Raw genomic sequence first — 18,357 nt, forward strand, 5'->3', positions numbered from 1 at the left:
ACCTGCCTGACACGCGTCCACTCATTTCAGGTGGGCAATGCAAGCTTGCGTGCAGTGAATCGCATCACTCGACCGCCGAAGGTGTACCTCAGCCCGTTAGCATCGAGTCTGACTTGTCCGAGAACAGGTTCAAAGGCCCCGCGTTCGATGAGCCGATGTGGGGAGCGATCGGTCGAATGCACCCACGAAGCGGCTCGAGAAGCAGTGAGGTCATAACCGGTGAAAATGCCGCCGGGCCGGAGCACACGTGCAACCTCTGCGATTGCCTTCTCCCAGTCGACAACGTGGTGCAGCATCAGGAAACTTACAACGAAATCAAAAGTTTCGTCATCGAAGGGAAGCTGTGTGACGTCGGCTTGGCGCGCCGCCACGTGTGGATACTTTGCAAGACGTTTTCGTGCGACGCCAACCATCACGGGGTCGTAATCGGTCGTCGTCAGGCGCAGTGACGGATTTGCCCGCGCTAACCTGTCGGCCGTCGCACCACTACCCCCTCCGATCTCAAGAACGTCACCGGTGAACGAAACACCCTGTGTCGCCCACAAGACAACTCGGCCCGCCGCCAGACGCCATGGTGCACTGCGGCAGAACGCACCTTCGAGAGCAGACATTGTCGGCATGACCACCAGCCTCCCTGACGCACACTATTGCACCGTTACGTCCTCACTGAAGTTATCAAATGCCTTACCGTCCGGATCAACGGCCCAGCAGTCTATGAAGACCACACCGAAACGAAACGAGTCGCCGCAACTTTCACTGGCCTCATTCTCCTTGACAAATTCCGCCGGCAGCCGCGCGGCCGGTGTGCAGCCACCCGCCGTATACCGCCGATTGGCGACAAGCAAGGCCTACGTGACGCTGTCGCCGCCGCTGGCTTCGCGGCGCACCACTCGGAGAGCCGTGCCAGGCAGGTAGCCGTGAATCCCACCACCGGCCTGCGGCGCGCGTGGAATCTTCATGGAGATTTCGGTACGCGAACCCCTCCCTCCATTCGCTGACGTATCGAGGATCGCGACCAGGTCAAACCACTCCCGCTGCTGAGGCGGCAGCAACCATTCTCGCCGGTCCCCTCCACCGTGCAGCCAAAGCCGGGATGCTCGACGTTTCCGAGAGGGACGCACTTGACGTCTTCACTGCGGAAAGCTGCGGGACTACCCTCATCCCCATTGCCATGCCACCACATGAACGCAGATTCCAGGTATCCCATCGCACTCGTAAAGCGGTTCCCTCATCTATCCCGAGCGACGCCGGACCAACGCTCGGGTCCGCTACCATCACTGCTGCCATGCAGCTTCGAACGTCTCTAGCCGACACAACCGTGCTCACCGCAACCAAGAGACAGCTTGTGGGAGACCTACCCACCCCTAATCACCACACCTCGAAACTCCACACACAAGGCCATCCAGACTCATCCATGCGCCCTGTCCAGCCAAAGAACACCGGTTTGTAACCTCCGAAGCTGCACCTAGCGGTTAGGCGGCGTTTCCGAGATACTGCCAACGATTCTGCGGGCTCAACACACCCAGATTCACCAGCTCACGCGCAGAACGATGATCACCACGCTGATCACTCGACCGCGGATACTTCGGCCACACCCGCTCACCCGGTGAGCTCGCTTCAAACAACGGCCGGCTCGACACATGCGGGCGCCGCGGCCGAGACCGGGGCGCTGACATCATGGTGCTTAGTTCGGCTTGCCACCACGCCCACACCTCTCGTTCGATCCGATAACGCTCCGCCCGAGCCAGGAGAGTTCCCAGCACGTTGAGCTGCAAGGCCGCCTGGTTCCGGAGATCCTGCTTCGACCTCGCCCACCCGTCACGGTGAACGACGAGGAGCTTGTGACACCGGAGGCGACTGAGGATCGTGGCCGTGTGCCGGGCGGTAACGCCCAGGAGACGAGCAGCGGCATCAATGGTGAGGGACGGGTGCTGACGCAGCAGGGCGTAGAGCTTGCCAGCAAGGTGTCCCAAGCCGCGGCGGGTGAAGAGGTCGTGGCGTTGGTCGGTGAGTTGTTCCTCGAGTAAAGCAACGAGATGGGTGCGGGTGTTGAAGAGCTCAGCTGCAGAACGTCCTATCGACGACGGGATTTCCTGCGGGGGGCGGGGGTTATTTAATGGTTGTGACCGGACTGTACTGGGAGCTGTGGAGAACGTGGAGGCTAGGCGCCATTCGGCGGCGTTGCCGTCGTCGCTCGCACTGACCCGTTCGATGTAACCGGCAGCAGCGAGGGCGGTCAGGGCGTCGGCTGCGGTGGTGCGGCCGAGGCCGCCCATCGGGCCCAGGTCCCGGATGGCGGCGGCGACGGTGCGTTTGCCGGTCTGCAGGGTGAGGTAGGCCAGGGCGCGGAGAATGGTCTGCTGATTCGAGGACGCTTCGGTGCGGCCCCACCGTCCGGGACTGACCCGGAAGCGCGTAAGGAGGGCTTCGACGTCGGTCACGATGGCGTCCAACTCCGACAAGTCCTGCGGCTCCCGCACCGCCGGCAGTGGGCGCTGGAGCGCGGCGTACTGCTGGGCTTTGTCCCACTGCCGGCCCAACCGGGCACGGGCCTCCGCTGCGGTCCGGGGGCGGCGGTCGCCGCGACCGGTGTTCTTCGTCCGGAAGTGCTCCAGCCCGGGGGCCGTCTTGATGGCGTGCTCGACATCGACCAGCTGCCAGCCGGCGTTCGCGGCCGAGAGCAGGCACATGAACCCGGTCCAGCTCGGGTTGCTGCCGCCATCGATGGTGGCCATATGGGCGGTGCCGGCCACGCTGAGGGGCCGGTGCGCCTGGTGACGTGTGGCGATCGGGCCCGACGGGGGACTGTGTTCCGCTCGGAGGGAAGGCTTCCGCGCCTCGAGCACCGCGGCCAAGGCTGCCAAGTCGGCAATCGTGGTCGACGGGGTAATCAGGGTGTTCAGGTTGCCGCGGAGGACCGTGGAGTAGCTGCCGTCCCGGTGCGGAGACAAGGGCGGCCGCGCGGCACCAGTGACAGCGTTAAGGAGCATGCCGTGGTCCAAGCGGCGGAAGTTCGCCCGCGCTGCACTGGCCACCGGGGCGACAGCGAGTTTCGGGGCACCGCCGTGGAGGGCGAGCCAAATATGGCGGCCACCCGTCCCAGACGACTGGCACACGACATGCTCGATCGAGAGGGAATCCAGGGTGCGGGAGAGCACGTCGCACTCATCGACGGCTTCCTCCATCAGCTCGGCATCGACGCCGTGCTTATCTTTACCGTCGAAGTCAAAACACAGCACCCGGAACAACCCGGTCTCATCGGCCAGGTTCATCGCCCACGGCGTCGTGGGTTCGGCCGGCCCAACACGGTAGATCAGGGGGTAACTATTCTCGTCCACCCGCCCGTACGCGTCGCGCTTCATCACGCGCACCTGATCGCGCGGACTCATCCGGCGCGTCAAAGCCCACGCTGTCCACACTTCAGTGGACACGCCAGACACGCCGGACACAATTCCGGGTGCATTTCGGGGTACGTGCGCTATGCTCTGGGACATAGAGAAACCTCCCGTGAGGGCTGTTGATCTGGATTAGCTTGAACCTCGGGCCGGCAAGCACAGAGGGTTTGAGCTACGAAACTTGCAGTAGCCCGTCGCGAAAGCGACGGGCTCTTTCGTTTAAGCGGCTGGGATGAGCAACTCCTCTTTGGGGTCGCGAATGAGGTCGAGGACAGGCAGTTGGCCCTGTTCCGCGAGAGTTAGGCGCAGCAACGCTTCCAGGTAGATACCGGTGGACACGCCGCTTGCGGCTGCGGCTTGATTGACTTCCGCGCGGATCGCGGGGTCGACTCGTGTTTGGAACAACACCGTGGGGGTGTGGTCCCGACGAATCCTGCTTCCCTTTGCAACGGCCATGGAAACGATCTTGTCGTTAAACCCATTCAAGAGTGCGCGACGCGCGGGAGCGGCTTGATTAAAGTCTTGACTGTCCGAGGAACTCGCCAAGAGCGACGTAGAGCTCCGTGACGCGTTCTGGGATGACTGTATAGCGCACCCACTGGCCGCTTCTGGCTTCGCTGCGCGGGGGAGTGGACTCAATGAGTCCCGCAGTCTCAAGGGCAGCCAGGTGGTTTGACGCCGTCGGCGGGGCGATACTGAGCGCTGTTGCGACATCGGCGCGGGTGCATGGCCCGTTTTCGCGGATGTGCTTGAGGATTGCCACTCGAGCTCGATTTCCAAATGCGTCGATCGCGGCCTCCACGAGTTCATCGTGAGGGGGACGCACGTAGCGGGGCATCCTGCCATTCTGCCCGACCTCCGCCCTCTTCCATCGTTGACTCTGTCAACCCTAATCATTATATGATTAGCTTATGACGAAGTCGTGCACCACGCTGGCCCGATGCTCGTGCTCGAGGGGGGAGTGGTCAGCCCAGGACGAACTCGAGGACCTGCCCGAAGTCGCGGGTCACAAGATCTCGCCGCGCGGTGAATACCGTTGCCTGAGGCCGGCGCACGACCCCATCAGGGGCATCGTCCTCGATATAGCCCATACCCCGGAGATCGATCAGGGCCGCATGCACCGCGGGCCGACTCATGGTGTCGCCGATGACGTCGAACAACTCGGCGTAGCTGAGTGGCTTGCGGAGCAGGGCGCGGAGTACCAGGACGCGGGACGGCGCGGAAAACAACTCCTGGAACAACGCCACCCGTTCAGGGGCATGTCTCATCAAATTGTCGTCGCGGGCCATGCGCCCAATTCTGGCGTGGATCACCCCTCCCGCAGGCGCGCCACGATCGGAATCAAGTTAATGCAAATGCATCTATTTACCTTTGCGAATTGTAATGGTCCGCTGATGTCGGTGGCTGGCGTTAGGTTCGAAGCTTCATGCGATCCGCCCATTCGATCCATATTCCCGGCGTTTTAGGCGTTTATGACCACAAGCGCAGAGGGAACACGCCCCCCGTTCAGGTGAGGCCATGAGAAAAAAGACGAGAGACTAGTCAAGGTCTCGGGGGTTCCCTAATTCCCTATGCCAGTTAGTGGAAATTCGAGAGGACATACCGCCCATGAGTGACACCGGTCGCACCGCCCCCAGCGAGGTCTTTGGAGAGGCTGACCGCGCCGGGGACTACATCGAGGAAGACACCATCCACACGATCCCCACGCCCCCACGACGCAAGGCCACGAGCACCGCATCTGCTCTCGGCACCGTCCTCGATGAACCAGCCCAGGCGCCAGTCCCGGGGAAGGCTTCTGCCGTGAAGGAGGCCCCGTCGGTGCCTCCCGTGACGCCCACCGACCTGGCCAGCACCTCTGTCCTCTTTGGTGGCTCAGCCGCTGGCCTGGCTTCCGCGTCGAGCACTCCAACCAAGGCCACCACAGGGTTCCGTGGCGCTCTGGCCAGCCTGGGACTCCCGGTCGGCCCGGGCACCGCCGAGCTAGGGGAGCGACGCCGCACGGAGCTGCGGACTGCTCATGAGACCACGGTGCGGCAGGCGACCTGGACCCGTGCGGTCTCAGTCCTAGTGAACAACCCCAAGGGCGGAACGGGCAAGACTCCCACCGCCTTGCTCCTCGGGGGAGTGCTGGCCGCGATCCGCGGCGGGTCGGTTGCGATCCTCGAAGTCTCCGACGACCCCGGCGCCCTGAACTTCCGCGCCGAGGGCAACCCCCTCCTCGGCCTCGGCGAACTTGTCCGCGACGTCGACCACGTCCAAACCGCAGGGCGCCTCGCCGGATACACCGCCCCACAAACATCATTCGCATCCGTGATCGGATCCACCGGCCGCCGCGACCGCCTCACCGGCGAATCCGTCGTCGCCGTCTCCAACGTCATCGACGACTTCTACTCCATCCGTGTCATGGACTCCGGCAACGTCCCCACCTCCTCCGCATTCCGCGGCGCCGTGTCCGTCTCCGACGTCCTCGTGATCCCCGTGATGAACGCCGGCGACTCCGTCCTCGAAGCAATCCAACTCCTCGAAGAGCTCCGGGCAGAAGGCGGGCCCTCCGCCGAGCTTGCGAACCGGGCCATCGCCATCCGCCTCACCGACGGCCGCCCCGAGAACGACGCCGTCCGAGAAGAAGTCGCACGGCTCCTGAGCCAGGCCGGAGTGTCTGCCCTGCACGAGATTCCCTACGACGTACACATTGCCGAACGCGGACAACTCACCCTCAGCCGCCTCAACCCTGCAACCCGGGACGCGTTTGTGGCAGCAGCCGCGAGCGTGGTCCGGTACCTGCAAACCGCGGTCTCCGCCGCACCCACACAGAACCGGAAGGCCTAACCCCCATGCGCGACCTCCTGCTCCACGCGGCGATCGAGAACCCCCTCGACGGGATCCTGCCCGACTTCTCCTTCGGCGGCGCCGAATTCACCGCCCTCTGGCAAAAACTCATCGCCGCGCTCTGGGCCATCGGCATCCTCGTCTCCATCGGGTACCTGATCTTCGGAATCGTCGCCATGGCCGGAGCCTCCGGAGACACCAACCCCAACCCACAAGCCCACGCCCAAGGCCGACGCAAAGCAGTCTGGGCCGGCATCTCCCTCGCCGCCCTCGCCGGCCTCGCCATCATCGTCGGCGCCGTCCTCTCATTCGCCGGCTAACCCACACAACCAACGCGCACCCCAAGGAGTCCCACCATGCGAATGGTCACAGCATCCGGCCGTAGCCGCTGGCCCATCGTCATCGGGGCCGCCGTCCTCGTCGTCGTCATCAGCGGCGGCATCGCCTACACCGCCACCCGCCCCACCCCAACACCCAACGCCGCACCCAGCACCGCGACGGCCACCCCCACACCGATCCCTGCGGGCACCGCTGGCCCCGGAGGTATCGGGGACGACGTCGCACCCACCGGCTGCCTCGGCGGACAAGACCGCAACGTCAACATGGTCCTGACCGCCCAAACCGACGCCAAACACACGACCTACGGGGCCGTGGAAGTCGCCACAGCGGTCTACCGGTGGCTCTGGCAATACCCGAACCCACCGGCCTCGGAAAGCGACACCATCGGGTCTGAGGTCGTCTCCTCCACGGCGTCTGCCGCTTGGAAAGACGTGGCCGTCCAGTATGAGTCGGACGAGTGGAACACGATCATCGCTGACTACAAAGCAACCGGCGGGTCGTTCCATACTTCCAGCACCAATGGGTTGTGGCGCATCACGGAAGACTCGACCGCCGATCGTGTGAACGTTGAGTTGGCCCTTGGCTACGTGATTGATGGTGCGCTCAGCCCCACCAGGTCAACGGGTATCGGCCTCGTCTTGGTCTGGGAGGACGACGCATGGCGTATCGAGTCCGGCACATCCGTTGATCAGACGAAGCTAGCGGCCGGTGGCACGCGCTACACGGCAGGGTGCTGATGCAAGCAGTGGCTGTCCTCGCGGCAGCAGGCGAACCATGCGCTGGCGGCCTAATCGCTTGTGGTGTCGCAGACATAGCCAATGGCGTCGGTGGCGCTGTGAAGACTGTCGCGGGGGTGGCTGACTTCTGGTCCGACCCGGCCGGGAACTCCTTCAAACTGTTGCAAGGGGCGGCGAAGGGTCTCTCCGATACGGTGTTACCGGCGTTGACCCAGGCGACGCTTCCGGACCTGACGGCGGATTGGTTCATTCAGGCCTATCAGGTGTCGTTTGCCCTAGCGATCTTCGTGTTCGTGGCCCTGTTGATTCCGCAGATCGTGCGCACGGCGCGCGGTCATCAGTCCGGCCGTGAGCTGGGGGAGTCCCTCACCCTCTACGGGCCCGCGTTCATCCTGGGTGCCATGTTCGGTCCCGCACTCGGCGCGTTCCTGGTCAAGTTCTTCGGCGCCCTGTCTGACTCGTTGATCGAGTGGGGCATCACCAGCAACTCCGAAACCATCGTGGCCAAGTTCTCCACGATGCTCTCCGAGGAAGACGGATCGGGACTGGCCGGCGGCGCTGTCCTCGGCGTGATTCTGATGTTCTTCATGATCCTGGGCCTGCTCGTCGTGCTCTTGATGCTGATCGTTCAACTCATCACTCTGTACTTTTCCGGCGTCCTCTTCCCCCTCGGGTTCGTGTGGATCGTGGACCCGCAGAAGCGGAAGTTCGGGTCGAAGATCGCGTACCTGTGGTTCGGGGTCCTGGCGTCCCACCCGCTGCTGTTCTTCTTACTCGCGATCGCATACAGCATGATGAGCGCCCAGGTCGATGCGTTCTCCGACACCCCCAGCCTCGCCAAAACAGTCACCCTGGTCGTGTCGATCCTGGCGTTGTTCATGGCCGGCCTCGCCCCCGTCGCCCTGACGAAGTTCGCCCCCGTCATCCCCACCGGGGGCGGCGGAACAGCACCTGTGGGCCCGAACATCGGATCCCAGTCCATGCAGCAAGCCGACGCCAAATACAGCGACAACGGCCCCGAACGCTCCGGCGGCAGCAGCAGCTCCTACTTCGGCGGCAGCTCGCCGTCCGCGGGCAGCTCAAGCAGCGGTGGAGGCAGCAGCAGTTCCGGTGGCGCGTCGGCGGCCGATGAGGGTGAGGCGGCGACGTCGTCGATCTCTGAGGCCGCGTCCGTGGGCACCGCTGGCGGTGCCACGGTCGGTGCCGGCGCCGCTGCCGCAGGCGGCGGCGCGGTCGCTGCGGAGAGCGGCATGGCCACCGCCGGTGCAGCGGAGTCCGCGACCGGTGCGGGTGCTGCGATCGGGGTTCCCACGATGATCGCCGCCGGGGCGATGGCCGGGTTTGAGGCGACGAAGAAAGTCACCGATTCAGTGACCGACGCGGCCGTGTCACCGGTCGAGGACCACGACGAACATTATGGAAAGGACTCCGTCTAGTGAGTGACACCCCGGAGTCCCACATCCGTTACCTCGGCGGCGAGTCCGGCCACCGCGGCTTCTTTGGCGGCACCGCCTCCAAAACCCGGATGATCCTCCTCACCGTGTTCATCGCCGGCGGAATGGCCGGCATGGTCTCAGGGCTCGGCCTCCCCGCCCTGATCGTGGCCGTCGCCGGGGTGGGCATCACGATGCTGACTACCGCCCGCACCCACCGCGGCACGGTCCTGGAGCGGCGCCGGAAGCGAGCCCGCGCCCGGGCCCGGAAGCGCCTCGGCACGGACGAGTTCGTGCCCTACGAGGTCGGTGCGTGGGACCAGCTCCAAGAAGCCATCCTCCGCGGCACGAAAGCCGAGAAGCAGGTTGCGGAGCGGGCTGCGGTGAAGATGCGGGCGAACCCGGACGGCGCCGACGGCATGGGCTGGCTCCAATACGCCTCGAACATGCCCGGCATTGCTTGGCACGCCCCGATCGGTGAGCAACCGTACCTGTCCGTCGCGTTCTCCGTGTCCGGGCAGCTGCGGGGGATGGAAACCGCCGCCGCCCTCACCCGGGCGGCGAACGCGTGGGGCAAGTTCCTGGCCCGCCGCGCCGCACCCTCCTCCCTGATCCGGAACGTGCAAACCCTCACCCGGGTTCTGCCGCCGGACTCCGCACGGCAACAGCAGTGGGTGAAGACCCGCCTGGAACCCGTTCAGGAAACCTGGACGACGGCGCAGCGGGCGTCGTTTGAGGCGCAGAAGCTCTCCTACGACGAAGTGATCCGGAAATCCAGTGCCAACGCGATGGTGCAACGCCACTACGTGGTCGTGTCCTGGCCCCTCACCCAGCAATTCACCGACGCAGCCGCAAAATACGGGCCAGGGCGCGATGCCTGGCGGGCGCTGATGGCCGGGCAGATTCAGGCCACCGAACAGGGGCTGAACGAAGCACGGATGGGCGACGTGCAGGCCCTGACTGCGAAGCAGACCACGGCGCTGATGTTGCACCAGCAGAACCCGCATCTGCCCATCGACCTCACCCGGAATGTTGACCCGCTCCTTTCTGGGATCGCGTCCCGCGACGAGTTCTCCGCGCACATCGTCGACGGCGTCGACCCCACCTCCCTCGTCATGACCGAGGCCGGGCCGGTGTCGCCGCCGGTGACGTGGTGGCACCGCACCGCGGCCATCCACGGCGAGAACCTCGCCGTCGCCGGCCGCAGCCCCCTCTGGTCCCTCGACCTCCTCATCGGTAGGGAACTGACCTTCGTCCGGTCGGTGTCCTTCCACCTGCACCTGGTCCCGGCCGGGCAGGCAAAAGCGAAAGCGCGCGCCGACGTCGTCCGCGACCTTGCCGGGGTCCTCGCTGACCAGCAGAAGGGGCGCCTCATCTCTGACGACAGCACCACCCGCATGTCCGCTGCGCAGCGCCGCTCTGCGGACCTCGCCGCCGGTTCCCACCATCATGGCGTTGATTGGATCGGGTTCGTCACTGTTTCCGCCCCCACCCGGGCAGACCTCGGCCACGCCTCCCGGCAGCTCGAGGAAGCGTGCGCGACCGGCCTCGGCATCGAACACCTCGACTGGCAAGACTCCTTCCAATCCGCCGCCTCCGGCACCACCTGGCCCCTCGGCCGGGGCCTCCGCCCAGCAGGCGCAACCCTGGCAACCCGGGCCATCAACCGCCTCGCCGGCCGCACCGACAAGGAAGCCATCTCATGACCCCCACCAACCCCGCCACCCCCGCGGCTACCGGCACCGCGCACGGCAAACGCACCCCCACCAAGAAGCCCTGGTACGGGACAGTCCCCGGCCTGAAGATCTTCCTCACCCCAGTGTCCACGTCGCCCGTGCTCACGGGCGAGGAGGATGCCACTGGTCCTGCCGCTGCGGTTTCTGACGCACCTGTGTCGTCGCGGCGGCCGGTGGATGTGCCGCCGTTCGAGCGGCCCGGGTCCGTGTTGCGGGCCTCTTCTGGGGCTGCGGCGCGCGGCTGGTACGCGCCCCGCCTGGCCGGGGCCCCGTCAACGACCAGGCAGGCCGAGATCCTGAACACCGGCATCATTGGGGCACCGACCGGGATCGATGGGGTCGTCAATGGCACTGACACGCTCTCGTCGACGATGATCAGTCACGACGCCCCCACCGCGTACAACGCGACCCCGCGGAAGCTGACCTCACCCAACGTCCTCATCATCGGCACCGTCGGGTCCGGGAAGTCCTCGTTCACTAAAACGGTCATGGTGATGCGGCCCCTGCTGCTGAAGAATCACCGGGCTGTGGTGTTCGACAAGAAGGACGAGGGCGGCGAAGGCGAATACGCCGGCGTCACCCGCCGCATGGGCACCGAGCCCCTCCGCTTCGACCCCGACGGGACCGGCACCCGCTTCAACCTGATGGACCCCCTCATCGCCCGCGGCACCGGCCTCCAAGGGCAGATGCTGCTGATCAACGCTGTCGCCCGCATCGCCCGGGGCGACACCCCCGCCACGGAGTGGGAAGAGAAAGCCACCCGGTACGCCCTGCAACTATTGTTTGAGAAATTCCAGGACACCCGACGGGCCGCGACCACCACAGACCTGATGCCATTCCTCGGATTGGTGCCGACGGATCAAGGGTTGTCGGGGGAGGCGTCGGAGCGGTTCCACCAGGTGGGCCTGTCGATCCGGTTCGGCCTGCAGAATCTCCTCGAAACCTACGCCGGCATCTTCGACGGCGAAACCAGCCGGAGAGTCGACCTGTCCCACAAGCTGACCACGTTCGACATTTCGCAGCTCCCCGACGCCGGGCCCGCGATCCCGACGGTGATGGCGATCGGGAACATGTGGCTGATGGGGCGGCTGCGTGAGGAGCGCGGGTTTGTGACGAACGTGATCTACGAAGAGGGCTGGCACATGATCGGCGGCCCCTCCGCCCAACTGGTGAAATCCAACCAGAAACTCTCCCGCTCCCTCGGCATCTCCAACGTCTTCATCATGCACAAAGGCACCGACATCCCCCCAGACAGCCCCGGCTACACCGTCGTCCAAGAAGCCCAAACCGTGTACGCCTTCCGCCAAGACCGCCCCGAAGACGCCCGCTGGGCGCAAGAAACCTTCAACTTCGCCCCCGACACCGCCGCCACCCTCATGCAGTTGAATCCGGGGCATTGCGTGTTCAAGTACGGGTCCAACCCAGAAACCCACATCCGCCACATCCGCTCGGACTGGGAAGTGGAAGTCACCAACACCGACTCCGCCATGGCCGCCGGCAACGCCACCACCTAAACCCGTCATGCAGAAAGGCATACTCGGCACCGGGCTGGTGCTCCTGCTCGTGGTCCTCTTCACCGGGCTGCTCCTCGTCACCGGCGGCGGCCCCGGCACCGGGGCATGCGCGGCTGTCGCGGCGAACCCGCAGGGCGCCGCGGAACGGTCTGCGGTCGCCGGGTACCAGGGCGACCAGCTCGTCAATGCTGCCCTGATCATGAACGCCGGCCGGGCCGCGGGCGTCAACGTGCACGGGCAAACCATCGCCGTCATGACTGCCATGGGCGAATCCGCGCTCCGCAACCTCAGCTACGGCGACACTGTTGGACCCGACTCCCGCGGCCTGTTCCAGCAACGCGATACCTGGGGCACCCTTGCCGAACGCATGAACCCCACCCAAGCCGCCGGGTTCTTCTTCCAACGCCTCGTCACAGTCCCAAATTGGGAGACGCTGGCGCCCACCCAGGCGGCGCACGCCGTGCAGATCAACGCCGACCCGAACCACTACACGACCTACTACGACCAGGCGAAGGAGGTCGTGGCGGCTCTCACGACCGGGGACGCAGCGTGCGCGGCCGGGGTTGGGAGTGATGCGCGGGCGTTGGCGGCGGCCCTGGTGGTCAAGATCGACGCAGGCACAATCACCGGATTGTCTCCGGATCACCTGCGCGAGATCCGGTGGATCGCCGACGGCGAAACCCGCCCGAACTGCGGCATCGACACCCGCATCCTGCAAGTGATCACTATTGCTACGAATATGTTCGACACGGTCGGGCTCTCGGACATCAACCGGGCCTGCACCGGCCAAGTACTCGGCTCCGGCCTCTCCTCTCCGCACTCCGCGAACGATGGCGGGCACGCCGTCGACTTCTACTCCTTCGACCGGATGCCCACCACCGGTGCCGACGCGAACGCCCTGAAGCTCCTGAAGGCGCTCAGCCCAGTCATGCCGGCCGGGTCCGGCGCCGGCCAGAACCAGTGCCGCGCCGACGCCGGCGTGAGCCTGGACCTGTCGATGAAGCAATTCCGGGACGACTGCAACCACGTCCACATCGCCGTCGACCCCAACACCACCGACCCCATGAAACTCAGCAACTGATGCCCCACACCCAAGCGCACCGCGCCACCCAGACAGACCAACAGACCGTGTTCGTGTCGGCAAGGAGAACCAGATGATCGACTGGAAAGCCCGCATCATGACCGGCCTCCTCGCCCTCCTCGCCGCCCTGGCCTTGCTCGTGGCCGTGCACGTCGGCGCAATGATCACCCCCACCGGCACGACCTATCCCTGGAACCCCGCCGCCCTCGCGGGGGACTTCCTCTTCCGGGACGCACCCTGGCCGCCCGCAGCAACCTGGACGAGCGTGGCGGCCCTGGTCCTCGCCGTGGCCTTGTTCGCGTTCATCCTGGCCAAGCAGGCCCAGTGGGCGTCGACCAAGCGCAACAACGTGGCGCTGCGGCACATGGCCACGACCCGGCAGTCCGCCGTGCTGCGCGAGAAGCTGCGGGCCAAGGAAGCCGCGCAGCTGCACCCGGCCGCGGTGAACCTGCCGGCGGGGGAGCGGGTCGGCCGCCTCGTCGGACGGGGAAACCGGTGGATATTTCAGGGGTGGCGGGACCTGGGCGTGTACGTGTTCGGCACCGGCCGCGGCAAAACCTCTGCCCTCGTGATCCGGCACATGCTCGAAGCCCCCGGCGCCGCCATCATGACCTCCAACAAAGTCGACGGCGTCCGCGAAGCCCTCGCCGGGCGGGCCGGCCACGGCCAGGCATTCATCTTCGACCCCAACCGCATCTACCGCCGGGACCCGCAACCCGACTTCGTTTTCAACCCGCTCGACTACATCCGAAGCGCCGCGGACGCCCGGGAGCTCGCCGCGATCTTCGAAGCATCCACCCGGAAGGCCTCCGACCGGGGCGGCGATTCCCAGTTCGATACCGCCGGGCGGGACATGCTCGCGTACTTCTTCTACGCGGCCGCCCTCGAGCACGAACCTCTCACCCAGGTGTTCGCGTGGATCGCCCGGGCTGAGGGGTACGGCGTGCAGCAGATCCTCGCCCGCCACGGAAAAACCGGGCCCTCTTCTACCATCGAGGGCATCCTGAGCTGGCCGGACAAAACCAAGGGCAGCGTCTACGCCACCGCGCAGCGAATGGCGTCCGCCCTCGCCGACGACGACCTCCTCGCCTGGACCGACACGATCGGGATCCGCCGATTCGACCCGGCCGCGTTCATCACCAGCACCGACACCCTCGTGCTCCTCTCCAAAGACGGTGAAGGATCCGGCGGCGCCATCCTCACCGCCCTCATCCGCGCCATCTGCAAAACCGCCGAAACCGCTGCGCAGCGAAACGGCGGCCGGCTCCCGGTCCCGCTGGTGATGGAGCTCGACGAGTGCGCGAACATCGTCCGCTGGCCCGAACTGCCCTCCGTGTATTCCTTCTACGGATCGATGGGCATCATCCTCAACTCCTACTTCCAATCCCGCGCACAGGCGATCGACGCGTTCGGGAAAGACGGCTGGCAAACCCTCTGGGACGCCGCCGCCACCCGCGTCTTCGGCGGCGGATCCGGCGACGACGACTTCCTCCGCTCTCTGGCCGCCCTCATCGGCGAACACGACGAAATCACCTACGGCAGCTCCACCAGCAAAGACGGCCACCAATCCACCTCCACCAACACCCGCAAGGTCAACACCCTCGACATCGCCGCCCTCGGATCCCTCCCCGAATGGCGCGCCATCGTCTTCAGCTCCAAATGCCGCCCCGTCATGGTCAACACCGTCCCCTGGTTCCGCGACAAAACCCTCACCACCACCATCAACCGCACACCAACCAGGACACCGAACCCCAGGCCGGCACCGGTCGCGGTTCCCGACGACACCACTGCAGCGGAGGTCGCAGCTCATGGCTGAGTACGACGACGACTCGACCGGCCCTGAAGAGGACGCGGTCGACGTTCGCCAAATGTTCCTCGACTGGCTGACCGGTCACCTCGCCACCGTCGAGGTCGTCGGCACCAAACCCACACCGTGGTGCACCCAATGGTGGCTACACCCGGAGGTAGTCGCCAGGTTCAAGGCCCTCTGGCAAGCCAGCATGCAAGCCGACGCCAGCGTCATGGACGGCGACGCCGGCGCCGTGTCGTCCTGGTGGATCAACCACTGGGACCGCCACGCCGCGGTGATCTTCGACAAAAGCAACGGGCCTTTCCGCGACTGCGACCCCGACCAAGGACACCTCCACCGCCGCAAGGACACCACCGCCAGGATCGTGCCCGCGTCGATGCCGCCGGACGACGTGGAGCTGTAACTGAAGTGTTCGCCACGTCTTTTTAGAACGTGCCCCGACAGAAATTAATCATTAATCGACGATTCTTCACCGCAAAATGGAGCTGTTCGACGGGGCTCAGGACACTTAATGTACCGACTGCAACTAACGGAAGAATGCCCTCAAAGGAACGGTTATCGGGGCAACTCATCAGTGAGGTCGAAGTTCATTTGAACACGCCGGCCGTACCCAAGTCCTCGCTATTGCTCCGCTACTAACAGATCTCGAAGAAAATCAGAATCGGGATCACGCCCGATAAAGCCACAGCTCAAGTAGAAGGGGGCGTTCCATGGAACATCCGCGAACGTTCGCAGGGTGACCCGTTTGCATTCGCGCAGTCTTGATTCGCTCTTGACTGCTTCGACGAGCGCGCGCCCATGCCCGCGGTGCGCCGCGGACGGCCTGACCGATAGTTGCTCGAGATGACTGCTGCCAGGGACTTCGAGGACGTGTGCGAACCCGATCGCATCCGTTCCTGGGCTGTCGCTGGCTACGAGGATGAAGCCCTTCTGTTGTGACGGCTTCAAATATGAAGGAGCAGGCCGCCAGCCGTCTATCGAGAACACAGTCGCGAACAGCACGTCAGCTTCATTCTCGATCGTTTCAAGAAGTTCCAGATCGTCGGCCCTCGCTTGTCGAACAAAAGTCTTCAACATGACTCCGAGAATAGCTTGGCGAAGGGAACCTCCTGCGGTGTCGCCGCGGTGAGGAGTCTGACGATGCGCCTCTTCGATCCTCAGCCTTTGGTGGCCGGTGGGCGTGCTTTGGTGTGCAGGAACCTGTATGTAAGTCCGCTTGCTAGTCCGTAGCCAGCGAAAAGGATCCCGTTCCCCAGAGCGTCGAATTCAGCAGTGAACAAGGCGACTCCGAGCATTACCGTGAGGGCTGCAGCCACCGCCCAGTATTTGCCGTTTTTCATGTGATCGCTCCAATAGATGGTCGCCGCTTTCGGCCGCTCCGCAATGCTCCGGAAACCTGATTCTACGAGCATGCTCTAGTGCGAATCACTTGCTCAGGAGGCGCGCTCAGTCACCTGCGAAGCAGGCGTTCGGGGAACCTTCAGAGCACGACGCTCGCAGTGATGAGCGCAGCAGTGACGCCCGCCACGGCGACCAACAAGAGAATCGCACGATTGATTCTCCGGCGGCTGACGGTTCCCTTCCGAAACGATGATGCTGTAAGTCGGTCCAAGCCAGGCAGTAGCGCCTGAAGGGGTGGATCCTGCGGTGCCGGACGGATGGGTTCCCCGCCGGAGCGGCCATCATCTTCGATATGTGCCATGGCCCGATCGTACTCACGGCGGGCACGTGCATCCCGTAGGCCGACGTCTCCCTGAACTCGTTGGGCGAGTGGGGCGAGTGGCGGGGCTCCCAACGATGTTCCGCACGGGAACCGGCGACGGGCGGGGCTGAGCTGCAGGCCGGACGAGGTGAAACGTGCGGCCTTGAACGAATGCCTCAGCCCACGGCGGTGTGGTGCCGGAATCTGACGGTGCCGAAGATCGCCAACACGATGCCCGCGCTGAACGCAATCCCGCCCAAAGTCAGGAGCGCCTTCTCGGCTGCGAACATCTGGCTCAGTCGGAGATAGAGGTCGTTGTCGATGCTGCCGATGAGTGAGTCGACTTGTGAGTAGCGAATGAAGTATGAAAAAAGAGCGGTGAAAACGAATCCGATACCAAGTAGGACGAGTGCGCCCACGATCGCATAGACCCGCCGTGCCGAAGAGTTCTTCATTCCCTGACCGTCCCGGTGAGCGTGGCAGCACTGAGATAAGCGTGGGTCGTGGTGCTTGTCTGCTCTATGGCGCTGAGGTTAGCAAGAGGTCTTCGATTCGGCTGGGGCGTCGTCCCTGGCAGAAGAACGTGTCGCGGGAGACAGGACCGCGTCCGAAAGCGCCGGCAGGACTCTCAGAATGACCGCCTGGGTGCGTGGCGCTGCGCGGTGGGTGCGCATAATCGCGAACCATGCGCTCGGGTTGCCGCAGTATCACTCACGATGGCGGCCGTGCCCGTAAGCCGGACCTCGACGGACGCACATCCAGCACCAAATGGTCGAGGTCCCGAAGTTTCGGGGGAGTGGCGTTTGGGAACCCCTTGCGGATCGCGGGAACGATTGCGTCGTCTGTCGGGGCGAGACCTGCGAGACTCACCGCATGACAACCCAGACGAGTACTCAGAAACGACGCGCTGTGTCTCCGGTGCTCATCGGATTCGTGGGGATGATCATCGTTCCGTTCTGTATCGTTCTCGCGACCAACTCCTGGGGTGCTCCAGACGCAGCAGACTTCGTCCGGATGGCGTTCGGTACCGTAATCGCCTCCACCTTGGCGACGGTGGCGGCTTGGTGGCTGGCCTTCAACCGGATGAAAGCGGGTCGGAGTGACCGTTACTGGTTCTGGGGAGTGGCTGGTATCTTCACCTTCTCCGCAGTCGGCAGCATCACCGGCGCAGCCGAGACCCTGCTGACGCGATTGACTAATCTCTAGGTCGCCGATCCGCGGCCGGGCAATTAGCCTCCATCGGGAACAGAATGCGGGCCGCTACTCTGGGGCGATGAGTACAGACGACACGGTCTCGGTTCGCGGGATCCAGGCATCAGATTTCGCCGAGTGGGCTGGACTGTATCGGGAATATCGAGCGTTTTACGCACTTTCCCCTGATGAAAGCATTGTTGAACGTGTGTGGACTTGGATCAACGACGGCGCGCATGAAGTCAATGCCTTCGTTGCCAGTTCCGGGGATCGCCTCGTGGGACTCGCGCACTATCGACGATTTGCCCGCCCCTCCACTGGCAGCGTGGGAATCTTCCTCGACGATCTGTTCACGTCCCCGAACACTCGCGGTTCCGGCGTCGGGCGGGCGCTACTCAGCGAACTCTCCTCATTGGCCGACGGTGAGGGCAGCTCAGTCGTCCGCTGGATCACGGCGGAGGACAACACTCGTGCCCGGCGCCTTTATGACTCGACCGCCACTTCGACGAAATGGGTGACATACGATCTGCGGCCGGGATCGCTCTGAACGCCTGATAGCCGAACGGTTGACGGGAAGGCTGAGGAGTTCC

Annotated in this window: 18 protein-coding genes; 11 read left to right on the forward strand and 7 right to left on the reverse strand. The window is 64.6% G+C overall.

The genetic code is table 11. From position 1 onward, the window contains the following. Positions 1 to 26 precede the first annotated feature (26 nt). From E3T25_RS04420 to E3T25_RS04440, 5 genes are all read right to left on the reverse strand, one after another. Positions 27 to 620: a class I SAM-dependent methyltransferase gene (locus E3T25_RS04420; protein WP_134372444.1), complete on the reverse strand. Its 594-nt coding sequence runs from the start codon at positions 618 to 620 to the stop codon at positions 27 to 29. Between the two features lie 852 nt (positions 621 to 1,472). Further along, positions 1,473 to 3,389: a hypothetical protein gene (locus E3T25_RS04425; protein ID WP_241980618.1), complete on the reverse strand. Its 1,917-nt coding sequence runs from the start codon at positions 3,387 to 3,389 to the stop codon at positions 1,473 to 1,475. A 225-nt stretch (positions 3,390 to 3,614) separates the two neighbouring features. After that, a complete protein-coding gene (locus E3T25_RS04430) occupies positions 3,615 to 3,851 on the reverse strand; it encodes a hypothetical protein (RefSeq protein ID WP_134372447.1) in 237 nt (78 codons plus the stop codon). Between the two features lie 58 nt (positions 3,852 to 3,909). Continuing rightward, positions 3,910 to 4,233: an ArsR/SmtB family transcription factor gene (locus E3T25_RS17875; RefSeq protein WP_104170610.1), complete on the reverse strand. Its 324-nt coding sequence runs from the start codon at positions 4,231 to 4,233 to the stop codon at positions 3,910 to 3,912. Between the two features lie 127 nt (positions 4,234 to 4,360). Beyond that, positions 4,361 to 4,684 (reverse strand): helix-turn-helix domain-containing protein, encoded by a 324-nt coding sequence (locus E3T25_RS04440; RefSeq protein WP_134372450.1) that lies wholly within the window; start codon positions 4,682 to 4,684, stop codon positions 4,361 to 4,363. Positions 4,685 to 5,003: 319 nt separating this feature from the next. On the opposite strand from E3T25_RS04440, the gene E3T25_RS04445 reads away from it, so the two are divergent. The 9 genes from E3T25_RS04445 (at position 5,004) to E3T25_RS04485 (ending at position 15,277) form a co-directional block, all read left to right on the forward strand. Then, on the forward strand, positions 5,004 to 6,224 hold the full coding sequence (locus E3T25_RS04445) for a nucleotide-binding protein (protein WP_134372453.1): 1,221 nt from the start codon (positions 5,004 to 5,006) through the stop codon (positions 6,222 to 6,224). Positions 6,225 to 6,229: 5 nt separating this feature from the next. Continuing rightward, positions 6,230 to 6,544 carry a hypothetical protein gene (locus tag E3T25_RS04450; RefSeq protein ID WP_241976942.1) on the forward strand — a complete coding sequence of 105 codons (315 nt, stop codon included), beginning with the start codon at positions 6,230 to 6,232 and terminating at the stop codon, positions 6,542 to 6,544. 36 nt (positions 6,545 to 6,580) lie between these two features. Continuing rightward, complete coding sequence (locus tag E3T25_RS04455; protein WP_104170613.1) at positions 6,581 to 7,300, forward strand: hypothetical protein; 720 nt, start codon at positions 6,581 to 6,583, stop codon at positions 7,298 to 7,300. Between the two features lie 116 nt (positions 7,301 to 7,416). Beyond that, positions 7,417 to 8,736, forward strand: coding sequence for a hypothetical protein (locus E3T25_RS04460; RefSeq protein WP_134372456.1), 1,320 nt, complete (start codon positions 7,417 to 7,419; stop codon positions 8,734 to 8,736). After that, positions 8,736 to 10,439 carry a hypothetical protein gene (locus tag E3T25_RS04465; protein ID WP_134372459.1) on the forward strand — a complete coding sequence of 568 codons (1,704 nt, stop codon included), beginning with the start codon at positions 8,736 to 8,738 and terminating at the stop codon, positions 10,437 to 10,439. The genes E3T25_RS04460 and E3T25_RS04465 overlap by 1 nt, the downstream gene beginning before the upstream one ends. Then, complete coding sequence (locus E3T25_RS04470) at positions 10,436 to 11,983, forward strand: ATP/GTP-binding protein (protein WP_134372462.1); 1,548 nt, start codon at positions 10,436 to 10,438, stop codon at positions 11,981 to 11,983. Before E3T25_RS04465 ends, E3T25_RS04470 begins: the two co-directional genes overlap by 4 nt. Positions 11,984 to 11,990: 7 nt before the next feature. Further along, the gene (locus E3T25_RS04475; protein ID WP_134372465.1) at positions 11,991 to 13,064 is read left to right on the forward strand and encodes a hypothetical protein; all 1,074 of its coding nucleotides are present in this window, start codon (positions 11,991 to 11,993) and stop codon (positions 13,062 to 13,064) included. Positions 13,065 to 13,137: 73 nt separating this feature from the next. Next, positions 13,138 to 14,880: a type IV secretory system conjugative DNA transfer family protein gene (locus E3T25_RS04480; RefSeq protein WP_134372468.1), complete on the forward strand. Its 1,743-nt coding sequence runs from the start codon at positions 13,138 to 13,140 to the stop codon at positions 14,878 to 14,880. Then, complete coding sequence (locus E3T25_RS04485) at positions 14,873 to 15,277, forward strand: DUF4913 domain-containing protein (protein WP_134372471.1); 405 nt, start codon at positions 14,873 to 14,875, stop codon at positions 15,275 to 15,277. The genes E3T25_RS04480 and E3T25_RS04485 overlap by 8 nt, the downstream gene beginning before the upstream one ends. Positions 15,278 to 15,495: 218 nt before the next feature. On the opposite strand, the gene E3T25_RS04490 is transcribed toward E3T25_RS04485, so the two are convergent. Together E3T25_RS04490 and E3T25_RS04495 are read right to left on the reverse strand one after the other, a co-directional pair. Continuing rightward, positions 15,496 to 15,951: a GNAT family N-acetyltransferase gene (locus tag E3T25_RS04490; RefSeq protein ID WP_134372474.1), complete on the reverse strand. Its 456-nt coding sequence runs from the start codon at positions 15,949 to 15,951 to the stop codon at positions 15,496 to 15,498. An 801-nt stretch (positions 15,952 to 16,752) separates the two neighbouring features. Continuing rightward, the gene (locus E3T25_RS04495) at positions 16,753 to 17,031 is read right to left on the reverse strand and encodes a hypothetical protein (RefSeq protein WP_134372477.1); all 279 of its coding nucleotides are present in this window, start codon (positions 17,029 to 17,031) and stop codon (positions 16,753 to 16,755) included. Between the two features lie 418 nt (positions 17,032 to 17,449). Between E3T25_RS04495 and E3T25_RS04500 the strand changes: the two genes are divergently transcribed. Continuing rightward, positions 17,450 to 17,782, forward strand: a complete 333-nt coding sequence (locus E3T25_RS04500; RefSeq protein WP_134372480.1) for a hypothetical protein — start codon at positions 17,450 to 17,452, stop codon at positions 17,780 to 17,782. 67 nt (positions 17,783 to 17,849) lie between these two features. After that, a complete protein-coding gene (locus E3T25_RS04505) occupies positions 17,850 to 18,314 on the forward strand; it encodes a GNAT family N-acetyltransferase (RefSeq protein ID WP_134372483.1) in 465 nt (154 codons plus the stop codon). The last annotated feature ends 43 nt before the right edge of the window (positions 18,315 to 18,357 follow it).

Source organism: Cryobacterium sandaracinum, from assembly GCF_004403415.1.
Lineage (GTDB): Bacteria > Actinomycetota > Actinomycetes > Actinomycetales > Microbacteriaceae > Cryobacterium > Cryobacterium sandaracinum.